We start from the raw sequence: 24,681 nt of genomic DNA on the forward strand, positions 1-24,681 counted from the left end.
TCTAACTCAGCTATGTCGGAGTGTTCTGATCGGGGAACCGTTCTCTCGGGGCAGCTTTGCTGTTGACGTTCAGTACCTCTGTCGGGCCGACACTGAAAACTTTGCGGAATGTAGCGGAAAAGGCGCTGGTACTGCCGTACCCAAAATCCTATGCCACAACACCGACGGGCGTGTTTTTGGCAAACGCTTCCAAAACACTCCTCTGGGCCGGAACCTTCCAACATTCCTAGCAGGCTATTGACCCTCAAACTGTTTCAGGCGCTGCGTCAATAAAGTCCGACCCTAGGAACATCGGTTTTCAGACCGCGAGTTAACACAGGCTTTCGGTCCAAGAGCTTCTGCAAGCTCGCGCCAGGTCGCTGATTCCTGACGATCAAAGACGTTTGCGGGTGGGATATTTCCAAACTTCTCTTCAATGCTCAGCATGAGTATCAGGCTAAGGATGGAATCGAGAAACGGGTGTGTGTTGTCGGGATCAAAACCTGCGCGCGGGACCAACCCCTCGTGATCTGCGAAGTTTCGCAACACCTCAAGCATTGGGGACAGAGGTGACTCAGACACAGTAGCAGCCTTCGGTTGCCGCGTTGGCAAACCAGATGTGTCTGCCCCCCCATTTTCCAATATTGATCGAAGCCTTTTACGATCCAATTTCCCACTGGGAAGACGCGGCAGTTCCTCTGTGTGTACAAATCTCAATGGCGCGGCGGCGGGAAAGAAATTTTCGGTAATGGCCTGCCGCAATTCCTTTTCCAGAATGTCGACATCCTTGCGTTTGGTTTCAATGGCAATGGCAACCGCATCTGCCTCGCGAATTTGCGCGACGGTGACAAAGGCCCGCTCGATCCCTGCTACGTTTTCTGCGATTTCGGTAACGGCATTCAGCGACAGTCTACGCCCCCGGATGTTAACCACATCATCCACTCTTCCTAATACATCTAAACTCCCGTCAGGCAGAATGGTCACCCAATCATCAAGAAGAATGGGATCCTTGAGTGGATCAAAAACCGGCTCACCTGCCTGCAAATTCTTGAAATTGCCCAGGGTCCGGTCGTAGCCAACGGCCTTGACCCGGCCAATTTCGCCGGGTTGCAAGTCGTGACCGTCTGCATTGACTGCTTTTGCACCAGCCAAGAACATTCCACCCGGAGATCCCTGATACTTGGCAAAACCTTCGGCGGGAAGCTTTCCATGTGAAACTTCAATAAACTCCGAAGCGCCGTAGGTCGCGTTTAGTTCAGCTTTGGGAAAACGCTTCACTAAATCCCTGATGAGACGCGCGCGACTCGGTTCCCCCCAGGGGTAAAAGACGAACAATCCGGGCAAAAACTCGGGTGAGAAATCGGGGTTTTGCAACATACCGTGCAATACGCTGCACGGTGCGGATAAAGCTGTGGTGGACGTTGCGACCATAAGATCACAAAGCTGCTTTAGATCGGAGAACCCGGTGATTGGAGGCAGAACAATCGTGTGCCCCCCCACAAAAGCAGGCAGTGTTTCCAGCGCAGTTGCCGTGTCCCAACGCACAACTGTTAGCAAAGTTTGCGGCCGATCATAATCGAACACCCGCATCCGCGAGGCCATGCCCGCTGCCAGGACAACGCCTTTGGGCTCGCCCGAGCTGCCAGACGTGTAAACAACATAGGCGGGACACCGAAGATCAAGGGGTGGTAAAGCCGGGGCTTCGGCAAAACTGTCTAAAAGAAAGTCCAGAGCAGCTGCGTCGCAATCGTCGCCGATGATCACAGCGTTCACATTCTCAAGCTCTGGGTTTGAAGCTATCAAACGACTCCAAAGTGAAAACGTGACAAGAACCAAATCAGGGTCAAACGCTTTCAGGCGATCGACAAGCTGTTCGTTTGAATCCTCTGGCAGACCAACGCAAAGCAGACTTCCGGTTGCCGTCGAGGCCAGTTGCGTCACAATTGCCGCAGGGCTGGCCGGTAGCAGGCACAAAACCCGGTGTTGGCACCCAAATTTACGCACGGGGTCTGAGTGATTGGGGGCAATATCCTGAAAATGCAACAACATGCTGGACATGCGCAAACACAGGCTTGCCAAAACCCCATAGGTGATAAACCCAGACGCGGTTTGAATAGCGACATGGTCCGGGTCATGATTGGATAGCCAACACAACTTACTACGGCGCACCGTGTCGCTGCGCGTCCAGGTTTCCAAATCAACCAGTTCGCGCCTTGGCATTGCTCCTCCGTAAGCGGCGATCAAGTGCCGCTGAACCGGCATTTTCTGTGTCAAAACAAAGCTTCGGCAAGTGCGGGCCAGTTGCTGGGTAAGCCACAACCGCTGAACCAGATTTGAACCCGAACGAGGCGGCAGTTTGAGCGGGACGAGGTCAATGATCGGCACGCCATCCTCGTCAATCCATGTCGCAGCAAAGCAGACATCCGCACCGCTGGAAATCGCAAGTTGCGCCGGAAATCCGGGCAATTTGCCGGGGCGTAAAAGCCACGGTACCAACAACCGTTTGCCGGGGGCTCTTTCTCCGTCGAAGTATATTTGAAGCACTCCGCCCGCCCGCAAATGGTCCAGGTATCGGTTTGAGTAGGAATTGCGTTTCGTCACCCGCCGACCCGATAAAGTGATGTCGTAGCCTTCGCGACGCGCGGCGGTCAGAAAGTCCGAGGGTTCAGCAGGGTCGCCAACTTCGGGTGCAACCTCGACAAGTGTTTGTACCGGCTTCCCCATTCCCGCCAATGCGACTTGCAAACGTCTTGAAGCGAAAGTCAGGTTCTGAGAGTGAGGCGAGTACACTACGATCCCGTTGGCGTTTTCAGCATTTTTTTCCAGCCAGGATTTTGCCCGATCGGTAAGCGCAGAGCCGACACCGTATGCTACCCCTTTCGACGAGGTTGCATAGTCCTGATCTGCTGGAAATGCGGTGGGCATTGATTCTGGACCAACCACGCGCACACCCTGAGTTTTCGCCACCTCAATCAATGGATCATTTCCAAACGACACCCAACCCCTCGCAAGGCGTAACAGTTTGTCGAACAACCGCTTCTTGGCCGCGTTCCTTTTTGGCGGAGATATTCGACCCGACATCGCACGAGTAAGCGATGCTTCGACATGATAGGTTTTACCGTCTGAGATTGCCTCATCCAGCGCGTTAACCAGATGCTTTTCATCGACCCAATGCCAGTGTGACAAAATCACGAAACGCGCCATTGGTGGAAGGGGCGATGCAGAAATAATCAGCGTGGATTTGTAGCTGGCATCCAAACCATCGTTCAGAAAAACAACCAATGACAGGGCGCGCTGGGGATCCTTAGAAATGTCGCAAAGCAACGCATCGATATCTGAAGTGTTCCCTTCTTCGTTGGTTAAAAGGGCATTCACAATTTCCTGGTTGGCTGTTCGCCACTCCGTTTCAAAAGGTCGTTCAGAGCCGGGTTTTCCAACCGAAGCTTCGCCAGGACGGCCCGCCAGCCTGTGACCGCATTCCGAAATTGGATCCCCAGTCTCGTGCCTGATTAAGCGTGTCCGAAGCGGTTCATATTTCTCACGCAGTTCGGTCTTATTTTGCATCAACAATTTGCGCGCGCTATCGAATGCGCGCAAGCCAATAAGGCTTTGAACTCTTTGCACTATACGATCGGAGTTATCATCCGGCGTGCCGACAATCGCCTTGTTCACCACATTTGGGTATTGGTCGTTCAACGAGCCCGCTGCATCGTCAATCGCCTGTGACAATTTCCAACGGGGGACTTTTGCAAGACCCACATCCCGCATTGATTTCAGAACAAGTCGGCCCAGCCTTCTGCGCGGTGTTGCGCCAAACAAAAAAAGCAACCAACCGACTGCGCAAATCTGGTTTTGTCGTACCTGGTAACCGAAATCTGGGCTGGAGAGGTTTGAATTTGGGTATTCAGGCGAAGTCTCTGCTTGCCGATCCAAACCCACGGCAATTGCGCACAGGATTTTTTCTAACGTACTCGCGCTGCCATCATTCGGCGTCATCTGACTTTTCCTGCCCCAAATTAGCTGTTTGGTCGCGATCCCTTTTCAAACCCTTGGTTTCCACTTTGAAGCTAAGTCTTATTGCGTCGTCAGCCGGGGTCAAATGTGAAAAAAGCACAGACTGCGACCTACGACACCGGCTGGGGCCTTCTGCAAAGTGCATTGGGGCAAGGTAAGCTTTTCCCAGCCCCAACATTTTGCACGTATCAGTCGTTTTGTGCTTCTTAGACGAATAGGTTAGCGTCAAAAGGCGACCTACACTCCAGATTTAACCCGCGTCCACATGCGCGTCACGAAACGCTGCATCTCAGCGTCCCAAGGCATCTTCATATAGAGGTTCTTCATCCCTTCTTCAGACGGATAGAGGCCCGGGTCATTCAAAATCGCTTCGTTCAGAAACTCTTGCGACGCGAGGTTTCCGTTTGCATACCAAACATAGTTTGAAATAGCGGCCGCGTTTTCTGGCTCCATCAGGAAGTTGATGAACTTATGGGCCAATTCCGGATGAGGGGCATCCGCAGGGATCGCGATCTGGTCGAACCACATGCCCGAACCTTCTCGGAAAGCGCTATACTCAATTACAATTCCGTTTCCGGATTCGGCGGCCCGGCTTCGGGCTTGCAGGCCATCACCTGACCAGGCCATTGAAACGCACACTTCACCGGTCGCAAGGTCAGAGATATAGCCTGTCGAATTGAATTTCCTGACGTAAGGACGAACCGCGTTAAGAACCGGTTCAGCTTTGGCGATAACATCGAGATCGCGCGTATTCGGATCCTCTCCGATATAGGTCAGGGCAGCGGGGATAAGCTCGGACGGAGCATCCAGAAAATTCACGCCACAATCGGACAGCTTGGACACGTACTCCGGGTTAAACAGCAGCTCCATCGAATCCAGTGGGATATCGTCACCAAGCGCCTCGCGAACTTTTTCGACATTCACAGCAATGCCCGTTGAACCCCACATATAGTTAACTGAGTAGCTATTCTCCGGATCGAAGGTCGCGGTTCGTTGCTCGATAGCATCCCACAGGTTAACCGAGTTGGGCAGCTGGACTTTGTCGAGCGGTTGGAAGACACCGGCTTCTATCTGACGTTGCAAAAACGTGCCCGAGGGAAACACAACGTCATAACCAGACTTGCCTGCAAGCATTTTGGTTTCAAGCAAGTCATTGGAATCGAAGTTATCGTAGACGACTTCGACCCCCGTTTCGGTGGTGAATTTCTGCAGCAGAGACTCGTCGATATAGTCAGCCCAATTGTAAACATAGACCTTTTCCTCGGCGTACAGCGCGGTTGTGAAAAGCAAGGTCATCGACGCAGCCGTCAATATTGATTTCATTGTGTACTCCTAGGGCTTTGCAACATGTTCCCGGTGGGTTGTGAGAAACGCGGTCCACCCGTCTTATGGTCATGAGGCAGATCCAACAAGCCTGAAGTTAAAGCTGAGCCTTACCAAAGGACATATCCCCACCCCAGTTGGTGCGCCCCTTAAACAACAGGAATGTTGCACCCATAGCGTCAAACGATGTGGCGAGAATGAAGAGAAACTTGCCGCGATACTTGATCAGGTATTACTTGCCTCTGACTTCGGAGATGGTTGTCTCGCCGAGACGGTCGACTAGGCTTTGCTCGATCTCCTTCATGATACTCGAAACGCGACGGTGCAACGCATGTTCCACTGAACATTTGGGGGCATGGTCTTCTCTGCCAGAGGCGATCAGACTTTCGTCCAACGCAAGATACACATCCGCCAGGGTTATGCTGTCTGGTTCGCGTGCCAGACTCCACCCTCCTGCGTGGCCTTTTTCCGAAGTTAACAGACCCGCGTCACGAAGCCGTCCCAAGACGCGGCGTACCACCACCGGGTTCGTCCCTGAATGCTCGGCGATATCCGCAGATGTACGCTTACGATTCGGATCTCCGGCCATGTGGCCGAGCGTGTGCAGGGCGAGGGATAGGCGGCTATTGCGCTTCATTTGTCGTTCTTCTCCAGGCAGATATCACACGTAACAATAACTGTTGCATTCGTCTAGTAACTGCGTAAGTTACGTGAATCTCAATGCACCATTCGGAGCAACCCATGTCAGATACCCGACTTCCTGTCACCGTCCTTTCCGGCTTCTTAGGGGCGGGCAAGACCACCCTTTTGAACCGAATCCTGAACAACCGCGAAGGGCGTCGGGTCGCGGTTATCGTCAACGATATGTCCGAGGTGAATATCGACGCCGATCTGGTACGGGCCGATACCGAACTCAGCCGGACGGATGAAACTCTGGTAGAAATGTCGAATGGCTGCATCTGTTGTACCCTTCGGGACGATCTTTTGGAGGAAGTCCGGCGCCTCGCTGCGGAAGGACGTTTTGACTACCTGCTTATTGAATCCACAGGCATTTCCGAACCATTGCCTGTGGCAGCAACTTTCGATTTTCGGGATGAAGCGGGCGACAGCTTGTTGGACGTGGCGCGGCTCGACACCATGGTAACGGTTGTCGATGCGGTGAACTTGCTGAACGATTTCTCGTCCCACGATTTCCTACGAGACCGAGGCGAAACGATGGGAGAGGAAGACGAGCGAACTCTGGTCCACTTGCTTACGGATCAAATAGAATTCTCTGATGTAGTGATCCTGAACAAGGTTGATGATGCGGGGTCAGAAAAAGTTGGTGCGGCACGCAAGATCATCCGCAGTCTGAATGCAGATGCCGAGATCATCGAGACCAACCATTCGGAAGTTGCCGCAGAAAAGATCCTGGACACCGGCCTGTTTGACTTCGAGCAAGCCCATGAACACCCGATGTGGGCAAAGGAGCTGTATGGCTTTGCCGACCATGTGCCTGAGACTGAAGAATACGGGGTTGCGTCATACGTTTACCGGGCGCGACTTCCGTTCGTTCCCGAACGCATTTTGGACGTTCTCAACGGTGATCTGCCAGGGGTGATCCGGGCCAAAGGCCACTTTTGGATTTCGACACGCCCCGACTGGGTGGCTGAATTTTCACTCGCCGGTGCATTGTCCAGCGTCAAGCCACTCGGCACCTGGTGGGCATCAGTTCCCGAAGAGCGACGCCCCGCACATGACAGCGCCCGCGCCTATATGCAGGCCCACTGGCAAGAGCCGTGGGGCGACCGCCGTCAAGAGATCGTTTTCATCGGTGCTGGGATCGACTGGCAAAGTTTGAAGGCACGATTGGACAATTGCCTTATTCCAGCAGTTACGGCGGCAGGGCCGGACAATTTGCCGGACTTGCCGGACCCCTTCCCGATTTGGCGCCGGGCAGAGGATGCCGCATGAACTTCGTTAGAAAGCCCGTGAAAGACAAGGTCACCGGTGTGAGCTTCGCAGATGATCCGGCGGCACTCCGCACTTTTGCACAGCCAAACTGTGCCGCTTTGATTTGGCGCCGGCGAACCCCGCCGGATATGCAAAGCTGGCTTAACCAACTTGATCCCAAGGTTTTGCCAAGTGGGCGAGTCATTCTTCCACCAAGCGCCGTTAAGACGACCGTGGAGCAACTCTGCGATATCTCCGGCATGCCTAACGGGACTGAAAGAGCGTGGCTTCAAGATGATATCGCTTCTCTGGCCGACATTTTCTGTGAACTGATGAACGCCAACTTCTTGCGGCTGCGGCTGGATGTTGTCACCACCAATGCTTGCCGTAAATTTCATACCGATGCTGTCACCGCCCGGTTGGTCTGCACCTATCGTGGCACTGGAACACAATACGGCACCTCGACTGATGGAAAGGATCCCGCGCTTGTGTTTACCGTTCAGACCGGCGCTCCGATCCTGCTACGGGGAACACTCTGGCCCGAGCGCCCATCGTCAGGGGTGGTGCATCGCTCGCCTCCGATCGAAGGTACCAGTGAATCCCGTCTCGTCTTGGTTTTGGACCCAGTGGAAAATCCGGAAACCGAAGCATGAGACGTAACCTCGGGCAATGCAGCTTGCGCCGCAAGCATCGATCAACCGATCCGATGGATGTGTTTGACGGCCTTCCAGCCCCGTTGCGACAGTGGTTGTCAGAAGCTGCATTGCCATGGTCCCCGGTATCCGCGCGCCGCATCTGGTCAAAATCGCGGGCCAAGGGGCTTTCATCAGAAGAAACGCTCGTGTCACTCAGCCAGGCCGAAGCCCGAACGCTCGCGCGTGACCGGCAATCGACTGTTTTCAAATTAAATTCTCAAACATGAAGGAAAAAATGCCACCTCTAACACAGTATGCTGTCGCGACCCATGCGACACTGGGTGCCGCACTTGCAGCGAAAACGCATGCGGCAGACTTCGAAACCCTGAGCGTTTGAGTTCCGATCGAAAAGTTGTTGTTTCAAATCGTGATTGACATGGCCCCTAGTCTAAGACAAGCAAGGGCCAGATGGTTCCCGATGGTGCGCCCAAGGGATGAAAAGGGAATACGGTGCGGTTCGCCACTTTGGCGCCAAATCCGTGACTGCCCCCGCAACTGTAAGCGGTGAGCGACGCCAAAATCCACTGGTCATTGGGCCGGGAAGGATGGCCAAGCATCGACCCGCAAGTCAGGAGACCTGCCATCACATGTTCAACCAACCCGGGGCGGGGCGTCCTGGAAGGAGGCTTTGATGGCACGTCTGAAACGTGTGTACATGATCGGCACCTTCTGTCCGCGCTTGGCTTTAAGCGGAGCGGACTATGCCGGAAACACCTGACCATTTCCTTCTGATCTGCTCGACCTGTACCGGCGCATTGCCTGTTGATGTCATGCGCAATGCGTTGACCGGCAGGTTGCCAACCGGGTTCGCAGTGCGCACCGTTACCTGCATGGCGGGCTGCGCGCGACCAACGACCGTCGGATTTCAGGCCGCTGGCAAAGCTCAGTACCTGTTCGGCGATATTGAAACTGCAGAAGATGTCGACGCGCTGGCGGAATTCGCACATCAGTACCGCAACGTCGCAGACGGTTGGACCAACGCGACGGACCGGCCGCAACCACTATTTACAAAAACCCTTTCTCGTTTGCCTCGGATTCAATTGGGGGAACCATCATGACGACCTCATCTTTTCTGGTTGCGCGTGATCTCGAATATTATGCGCTCAATGGTGACGTTCTTCTGCAAGGCGTCTCGTTTGAATTGGCCGAGGGCGCGATACTGGCAATTGCCGGTCCGAATGGGGCGGGAAAAACCACGCTTTTGAACCTTCTGTGCGGGGCGGCTGAGATTGTATTGGGCAATGTATTGGTCAAGGAACGCAGCCTGAAAAATATGCCCGCAATGGAACGCGCCCGCATGATCGCTGTTGTCGGCCAGCAAGAACAACCGGATGGCAGGCTGTTGTTGCGGGACTATGTTGCCATGGGCCAGATTCCGATCTGGGCCGACCGTTCGGCGGATGAACATGCCAGAGAACTTAACAGAATCCTTGAGCTGACCGACCTTGGCGCGCTGGCAGACAAGCGCATGGCGGTACTGTCCGGGGGCGAACGTCAACGCGCGCATATCGCCCGGGCACTGGCACAGAACCCATCGTTGTTGTTCCTGGATGAGCCAACCAACCATCTCGATCCGGATGCCAAGGGTCGGATGCTGTCTCTGGTCGCCGAACTCGGCATCACGGTTGTGATGATTGTCCATGATCTTGTCATGATCCCGGAATTTGCCACCCACGTGGCGCTGATGAAATCAACGCGGCTGACGGGATTTGGCCCCGTGGCCGAAGTGCTGACCCCCGAGCGGGTCCGCGATACTTTTGGCGTTGAATACCTGTGCTTTCACCACGAAGGCCGCGTGATTCCAGCGCTGGATATCCGAAAATCCACAATCTCAACCTAAACCGAGGAACATTCCCCAATGAAACACATCTGGTCCGTGGCGCTGGTCACAGCCATGCAAGGCGGCGCGTCCGCCCACGAGGTCACCGTCGACAACTGCGGAGCGCCGCTGGTGTTCGAAGCCCAGCCCGAGCGTCTGGTTGTGCATGACATGAACATGACCGATATGGCCTTCGCGTTGGGCCTGCAGGACAAGATCGTCGGTCTGACCGGCATCACCGGCTGGTACAAAACCAGCCCGGAATTCGACACCCTGCGCGGCGATATCCCCGAACTGGCACCGAAATACCCAACGGTCGAAAACCTTGTTGCCGTGGAACCCGACCTGTTCTTTGCTGGCTGGTATTACGGCATGAAGCCGGGCGGAGATGTGACCCCGGATACGCTGGAGCCCTTTGGTATCAAGACCATGATCCTGACCGAAAGCTGTGTGCATCTGGACAAGGATCGCCCCGAAGCCAGCATGGACCTGCTGTTCAATGACGTCCTGCGCCTGGGTCAGGTCATGCACGTTGAAGACAAGGCCGAGGCGCTGGTCACGGGCTGGAAAGACGAACTCTCAGTGATCGAAGCGCAGACTGCCGACCTGGCGAAACCCCGCGTTTTCTTGCTGGACGGCCCGGCGGACGCGCCATTCACCGCAGGTAAGTTCGCCATCCCCGATGCTATGATTGCTGCCGCGGGTGGTGAAAACGTGACCCACGACATGGAAACAAGCTGGGGCCGAACCTCGTGGGAGGCGGTCGCCGCCGCAAACCCGGAATTCCTTGTGCTGCTTGATTATCAAACGGGCAATGGCGCTGCGGACACGTTCAAATTTTTGCAGGAACATCCAGTGATGTCGCAGACTGAAGCCGTGAAAAACGAGCGCTGGATCGGTTTGCGGTACGAGGAATTGACCCCCGGACCGGCAAATATCGAAGCGATTTCGAAAATGGCCCAGGCCATGCATCCAGGCCTCAACTGATATGGGCCGACTGGGCCTGACACTTGTGCTGGGGGCGGTCATGTTGGCCGCCCTCTTACTGATGTCCACCATCTATGGCACCACATCCATCCCTGTCACGGACACGGTCACGGCGATCTTGCTGGGAACGGGGCTGATTGAAGGAGAGATGTCGCCGCTGCACCGGATCGTCTTTGACCTGCGCCTGCCGCGCGCCTTGTTCGCGGCCGTGATCGGGGCTGGTTTGGGCATTGTCGGTGTGGTTTTGCAAACCACAACGCGCAACGACTTGGCCGACCCGTTTTTGTTTGGCCTGTCCTCGGGCGCGGCGGCAGGTGCCGTGTTCGTCATCACAGTGACCGGGGATATTCTGGGTTTTTGGACCTTACCGCTGGCCGCGTTTTGCGGAGGGCTTGTGGCGTCGGGTATCGTGCTGGCACTGGTTCACGGGTTGCGTACAAGCGCGCCCGAGAAACTGATATTGGCCGGTTTGGCCGTGTCCTTCTTGTTCTCTGCAATCACCAACTATCTAATTTTCGCAGGCGACAGCCGCGCCGCGCATTCGGTGATCTTCTGGATGCTGGGCGGTCTGGGCCTAGCCCGGTGGGAGACGTTCCCGCTGGTCTGCGCCGGATTGCTGCTTATTTTGGCCTACGCGCTCTATCGCGCCCGCTGGCTAGACGCATTGCTGACCGGAGACCTGACAGCTGCAACGCTGGGCGTGCCGGTGCAGGGGCTGCGGTTCAGCATGTTCTTTGTCGCGGCCCTTGCAACAGCTGTGTTCGTCTCGGTGGCAGGCGTGATCGGTTTCGTCGGCCTGATGGTTCCTCATATCGCCCGTGGGATCGCAGGGCCGTTGCACCGGCATCTATTACCCACCGCAGCGATTGTCGGGGCGGCCTTGCTGACAGGTTCAGATATTCTCAGCCGCCTATTGCTGGCTCCTCAAGAACTGCCCGTCGGGATCGTAACCACCTCAATTGGTTCCGTTTTCGTGTTCCTGCTTTTATTCAGAACGGCAAGAAACCAGAGGTAGCTTTCTAAGGCCGCCGACCACCCAACCCGGGCAAGACTAAAGCTTTTGCCCGGCCTGCTGAGGGATGCGCATTATTCCACCAACAATCCAATTTGTTTCAATGACCTCACAGATACGGAAAATTCTGTCTCGCGCTTGTCAGCGGGTGTGATCCAAATCGCGCGCAGGCTTACTAGTTCACTCGGATCGGCGCCTTTAAGTGTTGTGAACGCCGCGTGAGGTTACCTTGCGGCAAAGCAGGTCAGTGAAACAACTACGGGAGCCCGCTTCGACATGAATATGGCAGAGTTTTCAGGAGTAGCCTTTCAATTGCTTGAAATACTTACGTACTCTTTTGTCCTTTGTGTCGGCCTGGCGGCGCTTTGGGTTGTGGTTTTATATGTTCGCGACCGGACGCAAACCGAAAGCACGCTGCGCCGCAACTACCCGGTCATTGCGCGGTTCCGTTACGGGTTCGAACATGTCGGTGAGTTTCTGCGGCAGTATTTCTTTGCACTGGACCGAGAGGAGATGCCGTTCAACCGGGCGGAACGATCCTGGGTTTACCGGGCGGCCAAGGATGTGGATTCCACTGTCGCCTTCGGATCAAGCCGGGATTTGAAGCCGTCGGGAACCGTGTTCTTCGCCAACTGTCCATTTCCAACGCTGGAGAAAGACGCCGAGGAACCCGCCGAGGTCGAAATCGGACCTTTTGCGCGTCATTCCTATAAGACCAGTTCGATTTTCAACATCTCGGGCATGAGTTATGGAGCCATCTCAATCCCGGCGGTGCGTGCTCTGTCTTTGGGTGCAAAAAAAGCGGGGATCTGGATGAACACGGGCGAAGGCGGGCTGTCGCCATATCATCTGGAAGGCGGCGCCGACATCGTCTTTCAGATCGGAACCGGCAAATTCGGCGTTCGTAAACCCGAAGGCGGGTTTGACGAGGACAAGCTGCGCGAGGTTGCGGCGCATGATGCCGTCAAGATGTTCGAGATCAAATTAAGTCAGGGGGCAAAACCCGGCAAAGGCGGTATTCTGCCCGGCGTCAAAGTCACCGAAGAGATTGCCGAAATCCGGGGGATCGAACCCGGGCAGGACGCGATCAGCCCGAACCGGCATCCTGATATTGACAGCGTTAACGATCTGCTGGACATGATCGCCTTTGTGCGGGAAGTTACTGGCAAGCCGGTGGGCTTCAAGGCGGTGATCGGCGCGCAAGGATTCTTTGAAGACCTCTGTGCTGCAATTCTGCGGCGCGGTGTCGAAAGCGCCCCGGATTTCGTGACCATCGACAGCGCCGATGGTGGCACAGGCGCAGCCCCCATGAGCCTGATCGACAATATGGGGATGCCGATACGCGAAAGCTTGCCTCTGGTCATTGATGTGCTGAAGGCGCATGGTCTGCGCGACCGGGTCAAGGTCTGCGCCAGCGGCAAGATGATCAACCCGTCCGAAGTGGCCTGGGCCTATTGCGCAGGGGCCGATTTTGTCAACTCGGCCCGCGGGTTCATGTTTGCCCTAGGCTGCATTCAGGCATTGCAGTGCAACAAAAACACCTGCCCAACCGGGATCACCACTCACAATCCCAAGCTGCAATTCGGTTTGGATCCAACCAATAAATCAGAACGCGTGGCCAGCTATGCAATGAACATGAAGAAAGAGATCGGCATTATCGCCCATAGCTGCGGTGTGGCTGAACCCCGACTTCTCAGGCGACACCACGCGCGGTTGGTATTGGAAAACGGCCGCTCTTTACCGATGAGCGAGCTTTATCCCGAACCGCAACATGTGGCGGCGGCTGAATAACCCGCAATTGCTGTCTATAGTTCCCTTCAAACCCCATTTAGGTGAGTGTTTCCATGTCTGCCAAATCTACTCCGACCAAAGCCTCTGACCTGCTTGTTGCCGCCCTCGAAGCCGAAGGGGTCACCCGGGTTTTTGCCGTGCCTGGCGAAGAAAACCTTGATGTTCTAGAGTCTCTGCGCACGTCGTCCATCGAATTGGTGTTGACGCGCCACGAACAGGGCGCGGCCTTTATGGCGGCCACCTATGGCCGTTTGACCGGCAAGGCAGGTGTCTGCATGGCAACGCTGGGACCGGGGGCGACAAACTTCGCAACTCCGGCTGCATATGCCCATTTGGGGGGGATGCCCCTGATTATGATCACCGGGCAAAAGCCGATCAAGAAATCCAAACAGGGGCAATTTCAGATCATCGATGTGGTCGGTCTGTTTGATCCGATCTGCAAGATGTCCAAGCAGATCGTGCATGGCAACACGATCCCTGCCCTGATCCGCGAGGCGTTCCGCGTGGCCGAGGAAGAGCGCCCCGGCGCGGTATTGCTGGAACTGCCAGAAGATATTGCGGCTGAAGCCACCGATGCACCAGTTCTGCAGCCTCATCCGCGCCACTATGCTGTGGCGGATCATACGGTTTTGCAGGAAGCCGCTGAACTGATCCGATCGGCAAAGATGCCCCTGCTTTTGCTGGGGGCCGGGGCCAATCGCAAGGACGCGCGCAAAGCGCTCAGCCGGTTTGTGGCAGACACTCAGATCCCATTCTTTGACACACAAATGGGCAAAGGTGTCATTGATGAACGGTCTGAGCTGTTCATGGGAACGGCTGCGTTAAGCGACGGCGACTATCTGCACTGCGCCATCGACCGGGCCGACCTTATCATCAATGTCGGCCATGATGTCGTGGAAAAACCGCCTTTCTTCATGGAAGAGGGCGGCACCAAGGTGATCCATGTGAACTACAAGGCCGCGCAGGTCGATCAGGTCTATTTCCCGCAGATCGAGGTTGTCGGCGATCTGGCCAAATCAATCACGCGCCTGGCCGAAATCCTCGACGGTCCGCTGGAGTTTGATGACAGCTATTTCCGGCTTGTGCGCGAAGAGACGGAAAAACACACATCCGAAGGGGCCGATGATCCGCGCTTTCCGATCATCCCGCAGCGTATCGTTGCCGACACCCGCAAGGTGATGGGTGACAGCGATATAATCGCGCTGGACAACGGCATCTACAAGATCTGGTATGCCCGAAACTATAAAGCGTATGAGCCCAACACCGTGCTGCTGGACAACGCGCTGGCGACGATGGGGGCGGGGTTGCCCTCGGCGATGATGGCGGCGATGCAGTATCCTGACCGCCGGGTCATGGCGATCTGTGGCGATGGTGGATTCATGATGAACAGTCAGGAACTGGAAACCGCCGTGCGGCTGGGGTTGAATCTGGTGGTGACCGTGCTGAATGACAGCTCTTACGGAATGATCCGCTGGAAACAGGCTCATGCAGGGTTTGACGATTGGGGATTGGAATTCAACAATCCCGATTTTGTGCAATACGCCAACAGCTATGGCGCAACCGGCCACCGCGTCGAACGCACCGAAGACTTGGTTCCGACATTCGAGGCCGCCTTTGCATCGGGTGGCGTGCATCTGATCGACGTACCTGTCGATTACAGCGAAAACCAGCGCGTCCTGATCGAAGAACTGGAAGCCAAGGTATGCCTGATATGAGTACCAGCCTGGATGTCGTGAACCCATTCAGCCTTGAGAAAATAGGCGCGATTGACCTGCGAACATGGGACGAGGTCGAGCCGATGCTGGATCGTGCTCACTCTCTGTTTCGGGACAGGTCCGCGTGGTTGCCCGCTTATCATCGGATTGAAATTCTGGAAAAAACCGCTGCTCTGATGCGGGCCCGGTTCGACGAATTGGCGCATCTGATCGCCGATGAAGGTGGCAAACCCTTGATTGATGCGCGGGTCGAGGTGACGCGCGCCATAGATGGGGTGGGTTTGTGCATTCACGAGATCGGGCAGATGTCCGGGCGGGAAATCCCGATGGACCTGACCGCCGCCGGAGCCGGGCGCTTGGCATTTACGACCCGCGAACCCATCGGGGTGGTTGTGGCCACCAGCGCGTTCAATCACCCGCTGAACCTGATTGTGCATCAGGTCGCCCCTGCTGTGGCAACCGGGTGCCCGGTGCTGGTGAAGCCGGCCCTCGACACGCCTCTGTCCTGCAAGGTCTTTGTCGACATGCTGCACGAGGCTGGCCTGCCGCAGGATTTCTGTCATTTTGTAGCCTGCGACAATGCAGTGGCGGAACAGTTGATCACCGACCCACGCACGGCTTTCTTTACCTTCATCGGATCAGCCCGTGTGGGGTGGATGCTGCGATCCAAACTGGCACCGGGTACACGCTGCGCATTGGAACATGGCGGTGCCGCACCGGTGATTGTGGACACCGATGCCGATCTGGACGCAATGATCCCGGTTTTGTCGAAGGGCGGGTTTTACCATTCCGGGCAGGTCTGCGTTTCGACACAGCGGGTCTTTGCGCCAATGGATATGGCCGAAGAGGTCGCCACGCGACTGGCCGAGGCTGCATCTCAGCTAAAGGTTGGAAACGCCACTGATGAAACGGTTGATTGCGGTCCACTGATCCGTCCGGGCGAAGTTGACAGGGTTGCAGAATGGGTAGACGAGGCAAACGCTGGCGGCGCGCGCGTTCTGACCGGCGGTACACGGTTGGGGCCGACTACCTACGCGCCCACCTTATTGCTGAACCCTCCGGCGGATGCCAAAGTCTCGACGCTGGAAATTTTCGGACCCGTTATCTGTGTTTATGGCTATGAAACTTTCGATTGCGCAGTTGAGGCCGCGAACGCATTGCCTTTCGCCTTCCAGTCTGCGGTTTTCACCCAGTCACTGGATCGCGCGCTGACGGCGGTACGCACGCTGGATGCCACGGCGGTCATGGTCAATGATCATACGGCCTTTCGGGTTGACTGGATGCCCTTCGCAGGCCGCCGCCAATCCGGTTACAACACCGGCGGGATCAGATACACGATGCACGACATGACACAGGATAAAATGGCAATTATCCGGCTGCCTCAGGATAAGTGACGGCCCTGTATATCCCGGTTCTGGCTCCATTCACTGCAAGGTATCTCCCTTTCAGGTCAGAGGGCGTTGGTTGAATTGAAAATACACGCTCGAATTGGTTCAGTGCCAGTCCAACTGACGCGCCCTATTGTTTGACCCGTAGGGTAGTTAGGTTTGAAAAAGTGCAGCTGCTTTGCCAGCCGTATACGCGTTCATTTATTGCCGACATGACGCGCGCGGACAGTTTCCAAAAGGGGGCGCGGGTTATTGTATCGATCAATCGCACCGTTGCGCACAAAGTAACCACGATCGACATCGGCAAGGGTATCGCAAAACACCCGCGTGTTTTCAAGCATTGCGCTGGTTCCCATTGCCTCAAGGACCCGGGCGTTGGTTGCGTCATCATCCCTATGGGGAATGGCAGGGTTGTCTCCGGCGACGCGCAGATGCACCGATGCTTTCAAGCCGTGGGGCGTAACCACCCGATCTGCGGCTTCTAATCTATCCGCAACCGGCTCGGTGTTGCCCAGCCGGAACACAGCACCCACAAGCCCGCAGGAATTCGGAAGGGTCGCGAGAATTTCTATCTGGTGCCTGTCCTGTGTATCGAACCCGTGATTTATCACATGAAAATACGTACCATCAGCTTTGATATCCTCTTTCGTGCGCATCCGGGAAATGTAGATCGGCAAGCCGGTTTTTTCGTATGCCTTAGACAGCGCATCAACAGATCCCTCCACGTCGCGCCAATTCAACGTGATCTCCCAATCAAACAAGTTGTCAGCGACGGACGCGATCAAATTCAGGTGGTTTTCAGGAATACTGTAACCAAACAACGTGATGCGAAAACCAAGGTGTTTCAGAAGGCCAATCCGGGCGCGGCGCATAGGGTCCAGAAGATCATGCAGAGGGAGACGCACGTCCCGGATGCCCATCTCTTGCAGCGCCAGAAGATGATAGTCATTGCGAACCGGTTTGCGATCGAATTCGTCCAAGCCACCGCTGGGAGGCACCTCTGATATCTCCGCCCAATTCTTACGAAGGTCAAAGCCTATCAGTGGCCGGGTGTTTTCCCTTGGGTCAGGGGCCAAAGGCTGCAGATCGCCGGTTGGTTTTTCACCGGGTGCCAGCTCTGCTCCGTTGGTACGCACAAACTTCGTGACGTGGCCGTTTTCATAAACACTCACCAAAAAATAGCCCAGTTTCGCAGCGTCATTGCGACCGAATTCACTGCCTTCCGGTGGAATTGCCCTCAGCATTTCTGAATAGTCCTGCCGGACAAAACTGGTCGCTGGCGCCAGGTAAAAATCCGTCTCGCCGTAACGATCGTACCAGAAGTTGTGGGCGTGACCTGAAAACATGGCCTCGATCCCATGCTTTTCGAGCAGCCCCAACAGCCATCCCCTACCCGGCTGATCGGTATTGTCATAGTGGTCAAGTTCGTCGGGATAACACAAGTAGGCCGGGTGGTGCAGCATGAGCATAATTCGTTGCCCTTGCGCCGCGGCTAGCTCGTTTTCAACCCAACGTCTTTGATCCGCTTCATCCTGCAGCCCGGAATTGATCAATTGCGCGTTCAGCAGAAGAAAACGCACCCCACCCTTTTCGAAGCTGTGGTATTGGGCGCCAAACTCCTTTTCCCACGCTTCGATCATTTTGGGCGTGGTGGGGCTTGCTGGCCCGCCACTGATTGGCGTGTCGCCGATATCGTGGTTTCCCGGCAGCACATGGATTGGCATCGTCAGGTCCGACACAATTGCGCGGTAAGCTTCGGCGGCCTGCGCAAACAGCTCTCCAGTCTCAGGCACGGGGTGAAGCAGATCACCGAGGTGGACAACAAAGTCCACCTCTCTGCGGTTGATATCTGCGACTACAAAACGAAACCGGCGATTGGCGCGGGCGTTCACGGGAAAGGGCGAGTTGCAGCGATCTTCGTCTGGATTGACATGGGTGTCCGAGATCACCGCAAAGCTGTAGACAACGCGGCCCAGACCGGCCTTTCCCGTATTAACCATGATGTCTTCCTTGTATCTCGGGATTATCCACCAGTGGTCAGAACCGATGCCTGCCCTGTGCGTGAGGCACGAATGCGGGATCGGATCAGCACAAAGATCGACAACGCTGTCAGCAGCCAGAACAGCCAGCAAATCGCGTTTCTGACAAAAATTGAAAGACTCCCATCAGACAACAACAGTGACTGACGGAAGTTGTCCTCAAGAAGCGGTCCTAAAACGAAAGCGATCAAAAACGGCGCGACCGGGATATCAAGCCGCATCATGGCGAATCCAACAAGACCCATGCACAGCATTACCAAGATATCGAACAGGTTGTTGTTCACCGCATAGGCACCATAAACACACAGTGTAAACACGATCGGGTACAGAATGCGGTTCGGGATCAGCGCGACGCGGCTGAAGGTCTTGATCGCGACCTTGCCCACGATGAACAAATAGGCCGAGCTAAGCAGGATACCCATGAACAGCGCATAGATCATTGGCAGGTTTTCCGCGAAAAGAATGGGGCCCGGACGCAACCCATGGATCATGAATGCGCCCAGAATTACCGCCGTGATCACGTCACCTGGTACGCCCAAAGCCAGCAGCGGGATCATTGTCGCCCCGGCTACACCATTGTTCCCAGCTTCGGCAGCAGCGACGCCTTCAGGCTCACCCTTGCCGAAGTTTTCGGGGTTTTTCGAGTTTCTGCGTGCTTCGCTGTAGCTTAGGAAAGCCGCCGGGGCGCCACCAATACCGGGAATTGCCCCCAATATCACGCCGATGAAACTGCCGCGAACAACCGATTTCAGCGTTTTGCGGAAATCGGCAAAGCTTGCACCACTCCCCAATTCCTGACGCTGTGCCCCGGGTGGCCTTGCGCGCCGCGTCGCGCGATCCAAGATTTCGGGGATAGCGAAGAGACCAATCAGAACAGGAATAAAGTTCAGACCGGACATCAGCTCGTAGTTTCCAAAGATGAACCGGTTCGTGCCGTAGATCAGATCAAGCCCGACAGTGGCCAACATCAAACCCAGGCACGCAGACAAGATACCTTTGGTCAAGCTGGGTCCTGCAACACCTGCGATGATTGTCAAAGAAAAGACGATCAGCGTGAAAAACTCCGGTGGACCAAAACGCAATGCGAATGTCGCCAGAAAACCGGCGAACATGATCAGCGCTATGTTCGAGATCAGATCAGCCACACAAGATGCATAAAGCGCTATGTCCAACGCCTTTCGTGCTTGCCCCTTCTGCGCCAGCGGATACCCATCTAAAATGGTACAGGACGCTGCCGGGGTACCGGGTGTCTTTATGAGAATTGCCGTCAAAGACCCGCCATAAAGACCGCCCTTATACACTCCAAGCAGCAGCAGGATGCCGGTCACAGGCTGCATCGTAAACGTAAACGGCAGCGCCAGAGCCACGCCCATAGGTGTCGTCATCCCCGGTATCGCACCGATGATGGTTCCAATCAGAACCCCGATGCCGATCACCAGAATGTTTTCGAAGCTCAGGAAAAGCTGAAAGGCAGTGGAAATATTCTCGATCATGCTCAGCTCCTACTCAGCTAAACGTTTCGAATATGCCAAGGGGCATTGGCACACCTGCGACGTGCAAAAAGAACAGATAAAGAAGAATAGGAAGAAGGATGCTGATTGGAACGATGTAGTACCATTTTCGCTCACCAAAAAAGAGCATCATGGCAAGCATCAAAACAATCGAGCTGGCAACCACGCCCAGCGTCGTAAGCGCAAAGTAAAACAGGAAAAGTGCAAAGATCAAAATTACCGTTCGTAGCGTTCCCGGCAGCGTCTCCAACTTGTAGATTGCATCTGCTTCCGCGTCCTCATCCGCATCCACCTCGGGTGTTTTGAGGAAGTATGATTCCGCCACCAAACTCAGCGCGAGAAACACAACGGCGAAAGCAATGACGCGAGGCCAGAACTCGGGTGACAACGCCGAGATCTCGACATTGCCCGGAGAATCCACCCCTGACGGTATGAGTATTACGATTGTCAGAATCCCAAGGACCAAGAACAGTGCCCCCGCGAAAAAATCTCTCCGTTTTGATGGCTCCACGGTCAGTTTCCTCCCTTCAGCAAATTCAAATCCAACTTAGCGTTTGCGATGTTTTCGCTGAGCGATAACAGCCGAGCCGCGCCCATATGCGTCATCTCGCTGGATTTGATCTTGATTGGTTGCTGCAGATCCGACTTGAGGGTGTCGATCTGCTTTCGAAACGCTTCAAGGTAGATGGGCGATTGGGCCAGCGGCCCTGCAAGCAACACCAGTTCTGGCTGCAAAACCGTCAAATTTAGCGAAAAACAGTTCGCTGCCCGCGCGCCAAATTCTTCCAAAACCGATCTGTAATCGCCGTCCGTTTCGTCCGCGCCCGAAACGACCTCCCAGATTTTTCGCGCCCGGTCCCGATCGGAAAGCGCATTGAAAACGTCCGAAGAAAGCAATTTCTGCAACAGCGCTTTCCCGCCGCACAAATCTGACAACGTCACGGGCAGATTGGACCCCAACCCGTCGGTGATCCTAGCTTCGGTCAGAACACCACCAACCCGACTGATCCCACTATAGGGCTGCCCATTGATCTGAAGTCCGATACCAAAGCCAAGCGCGCAGTAGATCACTACCACGTTTTCAATGTTGCGTGCGGTCCCAAATGCAGCCTCGGATTGACAGATTGCAGCGCTCGGCGTTTCCAGCGCAACCGGAACTCCAAGCTCTTTCTGGACCAGATCCCGAACACCCACTTCGTCATCCCACCCAAGTGTCGGGGCCGAAATGACGGTGCCACGCGCCTTGTCCAGATTTCCTGCAATCGTAAGCCCAACACCAAACAACCTGTCTCTGTCAGGAACATGTTGTTCAATGAGCTTTCGGGCCTGATCACAGCATGTCTTCAGAAAGCCTTCGCCTTCGGACAGGCCTTCACCACCAGCATCCCAGGACGCAATTCTGTTGTTTGAAAGATCGGCCAGTGTAACGACCTGCTGATAGGCGTTGATACCTATTCCGATAACGTATCCACCAGTGCGGTCGACAGACAGTCTCTTGGTGCGCGGGCCCCGCCGCCCCTCTGATTTGGCGTCGCCAACTTCCTGCACCAAGCGCGCCTCGATAAGTTCGCGCGTGATCCGGGACACGCTTGCCGCGTTCAATTCCAGCTTGTCGGCAATTTGCGACCGGGAAATTGTACCAGACCCCAATATCTCACTCAGAACCCTTTGCCGGTTTCCGCGCCCGATTTCTTCCAGTGATGAACCTGCCATTTTGAGCCTCCCATTTCATATTGACTTAATTATTTACTTACTGCAAGTAATTTATTAAGGTGAATTCATTCGATTCAGGGAGACGCTATAAAATGAAACTGAAAAATACAGTAGTCGCTACGCTGAGCTGCCTTGCCCTGCTCGCAATCCCAACTGTGGCATCTGCGCAGGAATATCCAAGCAAGCCAGTAACATTGGTCGTTCCGTACGGCCCCGGCGGTGCCGCTGATCTGGCCGCCCGCACTATGAGTACAGAAGCCCCCGAGTATCTGGGTGAGAACATTCTGGTCGTCAACAAAACCGGCGCTGGCGGAGTCGTTGGCTCGACTCAGGTCGCAAAATCACGCCCGGACGGCTACACTTTGCTTATGGCGCGCGTGGGCTCTCAGGCCACGGTTCCTGCGATCAACCGCACAATACCGTACAAGTGGGACGACTTTACCTTTCTCGGCCTGATTGAAAAGAACCCGTTTGTCTTGGGCGTAAGTGCAGACTCGCCGTACCAAAACTTTGACGAACTGAAAGCAGCAATCGAGGGGGGCGAGCGCCTTTCTTATGCGTCTGCCGGAGTTGGCACTTTGTTGCATATGGCAATGCTGATCATGCTGGATGATCTTGGGGTAGATTCCGAAACCCTGATCCATGTGCCCTTCAAAGGGGGCGGAAAGGCGACCGCTGCCGTTGTTGGCGGGCACGCCGATTTGATCTTTCACAACCTTTCAGGTCTGTCCGGCGCAATTGAGAGCGATCAAATTCGCCCATTGCTGACCACCACGCCGGAACGGTTCTCAGCCATACCGGACACCCCGACCGCGCAGGAGCTTGGTCATCCAAATCTGGAAAATGTCGTCGGTTGGACAGGCGTATGGGGCCCAAAAGATCTGCCGGAGGACGTTGTAGCAAAATGGGTCGAAGTGCTGGGCGCGATTTCCGCCGATGCAAGCTGGGTTGATACGACTGAAAAGCTGGGCTCGGTCCCTATTGTTCTGTCGCCAGACGAAACAAAATCGTTTGTCGAGGGTCAGGTCAAAACCTTCAGTGACACCGCCGAAAAGCTGGGAATGGTAATTCAATAAGCAGCTCGGCGTCCCGGGCGGCCGCTCCTCCCCTTGGCCGCCCGGGACAATTTTCTTTCACATTTGGGAACCCACAATGGCACGTCCGAACATCCTTTTTATTCAGGCCGACCAGCTTGCAGCAAATGCGTTGAAAACATACGGAAACAAGACGGTGAAGGCGCCAAACATCGACCGCCTTGCGCAGGCAGGTGTCGTGTTTGAAAACTGTTATTGTAACTTGCCCATGTGTGGTCCGTCCCGCGCGTCGATGCATGCCGGAAAGCTGCCTTTCTCCATTGGCATGTATGACAATGCCAGCGAATTCCACGCCGATATTCCAACATTTGCCCATTACTTGCGCAGCATGGATTACCGGGTTGAAATGTCGGGCAAGATGCACTTTGTCGGCCCCGATCAGCTGCATGGATATGACAAACGCCATACGACAGAAATCTACCCGGCGAACTTTGCCTGGACCGTGGATTGGTCCAAAGGGCGTGAATACAAGCCCACGAACCTGACCATGGCACCCATTCTGGAAAGCGGCCCGGCAGTGCGCACCATGCAGATGGATTACGATGACGAGGTCGAATATCACGGCATTCAGGCGCTGTATGACCTGGCGCGCACGGGCGATGACCGGCCCTTTATGTTGACCGTTTCCTTTACCTCACCCCACTCTCCGTTCGTGATCGGACAGGAATACTGGGATCTCTACGACCATGATGAGATCGAGTTTCCAGCAGTGCCACCACTTGAGCTAAACGAGATGGATCACCTCAGCCGCAACTTACATTATTGCCAGTCGCGCCACGAATTTACCGTCACCCCCGAAGATCGTCGAATGGCGCGCCATGGGTATTACGGCATGATCTCGTATATCGATGATAAAGTCGGCCACCTTGTGGAAGTTCTAGAAAAGACGGGTCAGATGGAAAACACCATCATTATCCTGACCGCCGATCATGGTGAGATGATGGGTGAGCGTGGCATGTGGTTCAAACAACACTTTTTTGAATGGGCCGCCAGTGTACCTTTCATCGTCTACGCGCCAAATCGGTTCAAACCAGCGCGGGTGAAAAAAAATATCTCACTGATCGATCTTCTACCAACACTCACAGACCTTGCCGCTGACGGCGCGTTCCAGGATTTTGCGTCGCCCATAGATGGCCAATCCCTGGTCCCTGCCCTGAACGGAGACACATCTACACTGTCGGATGTCGCGATCTCGGAGTTTGCGGCCGATGGTTCAACCGGGCCCAGCCGAATGGTTAAAAAAGGGCCGTGGAAGCTCATGTGGCTCGAAGGTGAAGACACATTGCTCTATAATATCGACGAAGATCCCACCGAGGTGAGAAACCGCGCGAACGATCGTGACTGCACCGAGATCCGGGCCGAGCTTGAGGCTATCTTGTTCGACGGTTGGAATCCGGAGGAATTAAAAACAACCATTCGCGCCAGCCAGGTTCGCAGGCTTGCAATTCACAACGTGACGGGTGGGGATCCGACATATGTTCATACAGTTCGCCACGATGATGGTGAACGCTACATCCGCAATGCAGGGGCGGCAGACACCAAGGCGCGGGCGCGTCTACCTTACGTGGCTCCGGCAAAGCCAGATCAGGCGTAAATGCACCGCATGACTACACCCTTGTTGGCGCATGCACTGCGGGGTTCTTTTGCGTCGCATCTGCCTTCGGACCAA

Annotated in this window: 19 protein-coding genes and 1 riboswitch; of the genes, 12 read left to right on the forward strand and 7 right to left on the reverse strand. The window is 55.2% G+C overall.

Features of this window, described 5'->3' with window-relative positions; all coding sequences use genetic code 11:
• Positions 1–282: 282 nt before the first annotated feature.
• From ACR0AJ_RS16230 to ACR0AJ_RS16240, 3 genes are all read right to left on the reverse strand, one after another.
• Positions 283–3,354, reverse strand: a complete 3,072-nt coding sequence (locus ACR0AJ_RS16230) for a class I adenylate-forming enzyme family protein (RefSeq protein ID WP_480741348.1) — start codon at positions 3,352–3,354, stop codon at positions 283–285.
• Positions 3,355–4,230: 876 nt separating this feature from the next.
• Positions 4,231–5,316: a polyamine ABC transporter substrate-binding protein gene (locus tag ACR0AJ_RS16235; RefSeq protein ID WP_170351189.1), complete on the reverse strand. Its 1,086-nt coding sequence runs from the start codon at positions 5,314–5,316 to the stop codon at positions 4,231–4,233.
• Between the two features lie 232 nt (positions 5,317–5,548).
• Positions 5,549–5,953, reverse strand: coding sequence for an RrF2 family transcriptional regulator (locus tag ACR0AJ_RS16240; RefSeq protein WP_170351190.1), 405 nt, complete (start codon positions 5,951–5,953; stop codon positions 5,549–5,551).
• Positions 5,954–6,057: 104 nt separating this feature from the next.
• On the opposite strand from ACR0AJ_RS16240, the gene ACR0AJ_RS16245 reads away from it, so the two are divergent.
• The 10 genes from ACR0AJ_RS16245 to ACR0AJ_RS16290 all read left to right on the forward strand — a co-directional run bounded on the left by ACR0AJ_RS16245 (position 6,058) and on the right by ACR0AJ_RS16290 (position 16,661).
• On the forward strand, positions 6,058–7,269 hold the full coding sequence (locus ACR0AJ_RS16245; protein WP_170351191.1) for a GTP-binding protein: 1,212 nt from the start codon (positions 6,058–6,060) through the stop codon (positions 7,267–7,269).
• A complete protein-coding gene (locus tag ACR0AJ_RS16250; RefSeq protein ID WP_480741349.1) occupies positions 7,266–7,901 on the forward strand; it encodes a DUF1826 domain-containing protein in 636 nt (211 codons plus the stop codon). The genes ACR0AJ_RS16245 and ACR0AJ_RS16250 overlap by 4 nt, the downstream gene beginning before the upstream one ends.
• The gene (locus tag ACR0AJ_RS16255) at positions 7,898–8,170 is read left to right on the forward strand and encodes a DUF6525 family protein (RefSeq protein WP_170362608.1); all 273 of its coding nucleotides are present in this window, start codon (positions 7,898–7,900) and stop codon (positions 8,168–8,170) included. The genes ACR0AJ_RS16250 and ACR0AJ_RS16255 overlap by 4 nt, the downstream gene beginning before the upstream one ends.
• Before the next feature lie 165 nt (positions 8,171–8,335).
• Positions 8,336–8,542, forward strand: a riboswitch (cobalamin riboswitch).
• Between the two features lie 102 nt (positions 8,543–8,644).
• Positions 8,645–9,001 (forward strand): DUF1636 family protein, encoded by a 357-nt coding sequence (locus ACR0AJ_RS16260; protein ID WP_480741351.1) that lies wholly within the window; start codon positions 8,645–8,647, stop codon positions 8,999–9,001.
• Positions 8,998–9,783 carry an ABC transporter ATP-binding protein gene (locus ACR0AJ_RS16265; RefSeq protein WP_480741353.1) on the forward strand — a complete coding sequence of 262 codons (786 nt, stop codon included), beginning with the start codon at positions 8,998–9,000 and terminating at the stop codon, positions 9,781–9,783. The genes ACR0AJ_RS16260 and ACR0AJ_RS16265 overlap by 4 nt, the downstream gene beginning before the upstream one ends.
• 18 nt (positions 9,784–9,801) lie before the next feature.
• Positions 9,802–10,749, forward strand: coding sequence for an ABC transporter substrate-binding protein (locus ACR0AJ_RS16270; protein WP_480741354.1), 948 nt, complete (start codon positions 9,802–9,804; stop codon positions 10,747–10,749).
• Between the two features lies 1 nt (position 10,750).
• Positions 10,751–11,764, forward strand: a complete 1,014-nt coding sequence (locus tag ACR0AJ_RS16275; RefSeq protein WP_480741356.1) for a FecCD family ABC transporter permease — start codon at positions 10,751–10,753, stop codon at positions 11,762–11,764.
• A gap of 273 nt (positions 11,765–12,037) precedes the next feature.
• Entirely contained in the window at positions 12,038–13,552 is a 1,515-nt protein-coding gene (locus tag ACR0AJ_RS16280) for an FMN-binding glutamate synthase family protein (RefSeq protein WP_480741358.1), read from the forward strand.
• Between the two features lie 53 nt (positions 13,553–13,605).
• Entirely contained in the window at positions 13,606–15,267 is a 1,662-nt protein-coding gene (locus ACR0AJ_RS16285; protein ID WP_170351197.1) for an acetolactate synthase large subunit, read from the forward strand.
• The gene (locus tag ACR0AJ_RS16290; protein WP_480741359.1) at positions 15,264–16,661 is read left to right on the forward strand and encodes an aldehyde dehydrogenase family protein; all 1,398 of its coding nucleotides are present in this window, start codon (positions 15,264–15,266) and stop codon (positions 16,659–16,661) included. Before ACR0AJ_RS16285 ends, ACR0AJ_RS16290 begins: the two co-directional genes overlap by 4 nt.
• 191 nt (positions 16,662–16,852) lie before the next feature.
• Here ACR0AJ_RS16290 and ACR0AJ_RS16295 read toward each other — a convergent pair whose 3' ends face one another.
• Genes ACR0AJ_RS16295 through ACR0AJ_RS16310 form a run of 4 tightly spaced genes read right to left on the reverse strand, consistent with a single transcriptional unit; the run spans position 16,853 to position 21,918 of the window.
• Complete coding sequence (locus ACR0AJ_RS16295; RefSeq protein WP_480741361.1) at positions 16,853–18,655, reverse strand: metallophosphoesterase family protein; 1,803 nt, start codon at positions 18,653–18,655, stop codon at positions 16,853–16,855.
• A gap of 23 nt (positions 18,656–18,678) precedes the next feature.
• Positions 18,679–20,187: a tripartite tricarboxylate transporter permease gene (locus ACR0AJ_RS16300; RefSeq protein WP_170379504.1), complete on the reverse strand. Its 1,509-nt coding sequence runs from the start codon at positions 20,185–20,187 to the stop codon at positions 18,679–18,681.
• A 13-nt stretch (positions 20,188–20,200) separates the two neighbouring features.
• The gene (locus ACR0AJ_RS16305) at positions 20,201–20,716 is read right to left on the reverse strand and encodes a tripartite tricarboxylate transporter TctB family protein (RefSeq protein ID WP_480741363.1); all 516 of its coding nucleotides are present in this window, start codon (positions 20,714–20,716) and stop codon (positions 20,201–20,203) included.
• Positions 20,717–20,718: 2 nt separating this feature from the next.
• Positions 20,719–21,918 (reverse strand): ROK family transcriptional regulator, encoded by a 1,200-nt coding sequence (locus ACR0AJ_RS16310; RefSeq protein ID WP_480741365.1) that lies wholly within the window; start codon positions 21,916–21,918, stop codon positions 20,719–20,721.
• Between the two features lie 92 nt (positions 21,919–22,010).
• On the opposite strand from ACR0AJ_RS16310, the gene ACR0AJ_RS16315 reads away from it, so the two are divergent.
• Entirely contained in the window at positions 22,011–22,994 is a 984-nt protein-coding gene (locus tag ACR0AJ_RS16315) for a Bug family tripartite tricarboxylate transporter substrate binding protein (RefSeq protein ID WP_480648369.1), read from the forward strand.
• Positions 22,995–23,070: 76 nt separating this feature from the next.
• Positions 23,071–24,606 carry a choline-sulfatase gene (betC, locus tag ACR0AJ_RS16320; RefSeq protein WP_170351204.1) on the forward strand — a complete coding sequence of 512 codons (1,536 nt, stop codon included), beginning with the start codon at positions 23,071–23,073 and terminating at the stop codon, positions 24,604–24,606.
• Positions 24,607–24,681: the final 75 nt, after the last annotated feature.

The sequence above is a fragment of the Ruegeria sp. CJ9 genome, from assembly GCF_056536625.1.

Bases quoted from the DNA above. Each gene is read 5' to 3' on its own strand.
- ACR0AJ_RS16235 (WP_170351189.1), bottom strand. From the start codon at position 5,316: ATGAAATCAATATTGACGGCTGCGTCGATGACCTTGCTTTTCACAACC.
- ACR0AJ_RS16240 (WP_170351190.1), bottom strand. From the start codon at position 5,953: ATGAAGCGCAATAGCCGCCTATCCCTCGCCCTGCACACGCTCGGCCAC.
- ACR0AJ_RS16245 (WP_170351191.1), top strand. From the start codon at position 6,058: ATGTCAGATACCCGACTTCCTGTCACCGTCCTTTCCGGCTTCTTAGGG.
- ACR0AJ_RS16250 (WP_480741349.1), top strand. From the start codon at position 7,266: ATGAACTTCGTTAGAAAGCCCGTGAAAGACAAGGTCACCGGTGTGAGC.
- ACR0AJ_RS16255 (WP_170362608.1), top strand. From the start codon at position 7,898: ATGAGACGTAACCTCGGGCAATGCAGCTTGCGCCGCAAGCATCGATCA.
- ACR0AJ_RS16260 (WP_480741351.1), top strand. From the start codon at position 8,645: ATGCCGGAAACACCTGACCATTTCCTTCTGATCTGCTCGACCTGTACC.
- ACR0AJ_RS16265 (WP_480741353.1), top strand. From the start codon at position 8,998: ATGACGACCTCATCTTTTCTGGTTGCGCGTGATCTCGAATATTATGCG.
- ACR0AJ_RS16270 (WP_480741354.1), top strand. From the start codon at position 9,802: ATGAAACACATCTGGTCCGTGGCGCTGGTCACAGCCATGCAAGGCGGC.
- ACR0AJ_RS16275 (WP_480741356.1), top strand. From the start codon at position 10,751: ATGGGCCGACTGGGCCTGACACTTGTGCTGGGGGCGGTCATGTTGGCC.
- ACR0AJ_RS16280 (WP_480741358.1), top strand. From the start codon at position 12,038: ATGAATATGGCAGAGTTTTCAGGAGTAGCCTTTCAATTGCTTGAAATA.
- ACR0AJ_RS16285 (WP_170351197.1), top strand. From the start codon at position 13,606: ATGTCTGCCAAATCTACTCCGACCAAAGCCTCTGACCTGCTTGTTGCC.
- ACR0AJ_RS16290 (WP_480741359.1), top strand. From the start codon at position 15,264: ATGAGTACCAGCCTGGATGTCGTGAACCCATTCAGCCTTGAGAAAATA.
- ACR0AJ_RS16295 (WP_480741361.1), bottom strand. From the start codon at position 18,655: ATGGTTAATACGGGAAAGGCCGGTCTGGGCCGCGTTGTCTACAGCTTT.
- ACR0AJ_RS16300 (WP_170379504.1), bottom strand. From the start codon at position 20,187: ATGATCGAGAATATTTCCACTGCCTTTCAGCTTTTCCTGAGCTTCGAA.
- ACR0AJ_RS16310 (WP_480741365.1), bottom strand. From the start codon at position 21,918: ATGGCAGGTTCATCACTGGAAGAAATCGGGCGCGGAAACCGGCAAAGG.
- ACR0AJ_RS16315 (WP_480648369.1), top strand. From the start codon at position 22,011: ATGAAACTGAAAAATACAGTAGTCGCTACGCTGAGCTGCCTTGCCCTG.
- betC (WP_170351204.1), top strand. From the start codon at position 23,071: ATGGCACGTCCGAACATCCTTTTTATTCAGGCCGACCAGCTTGCAGCA.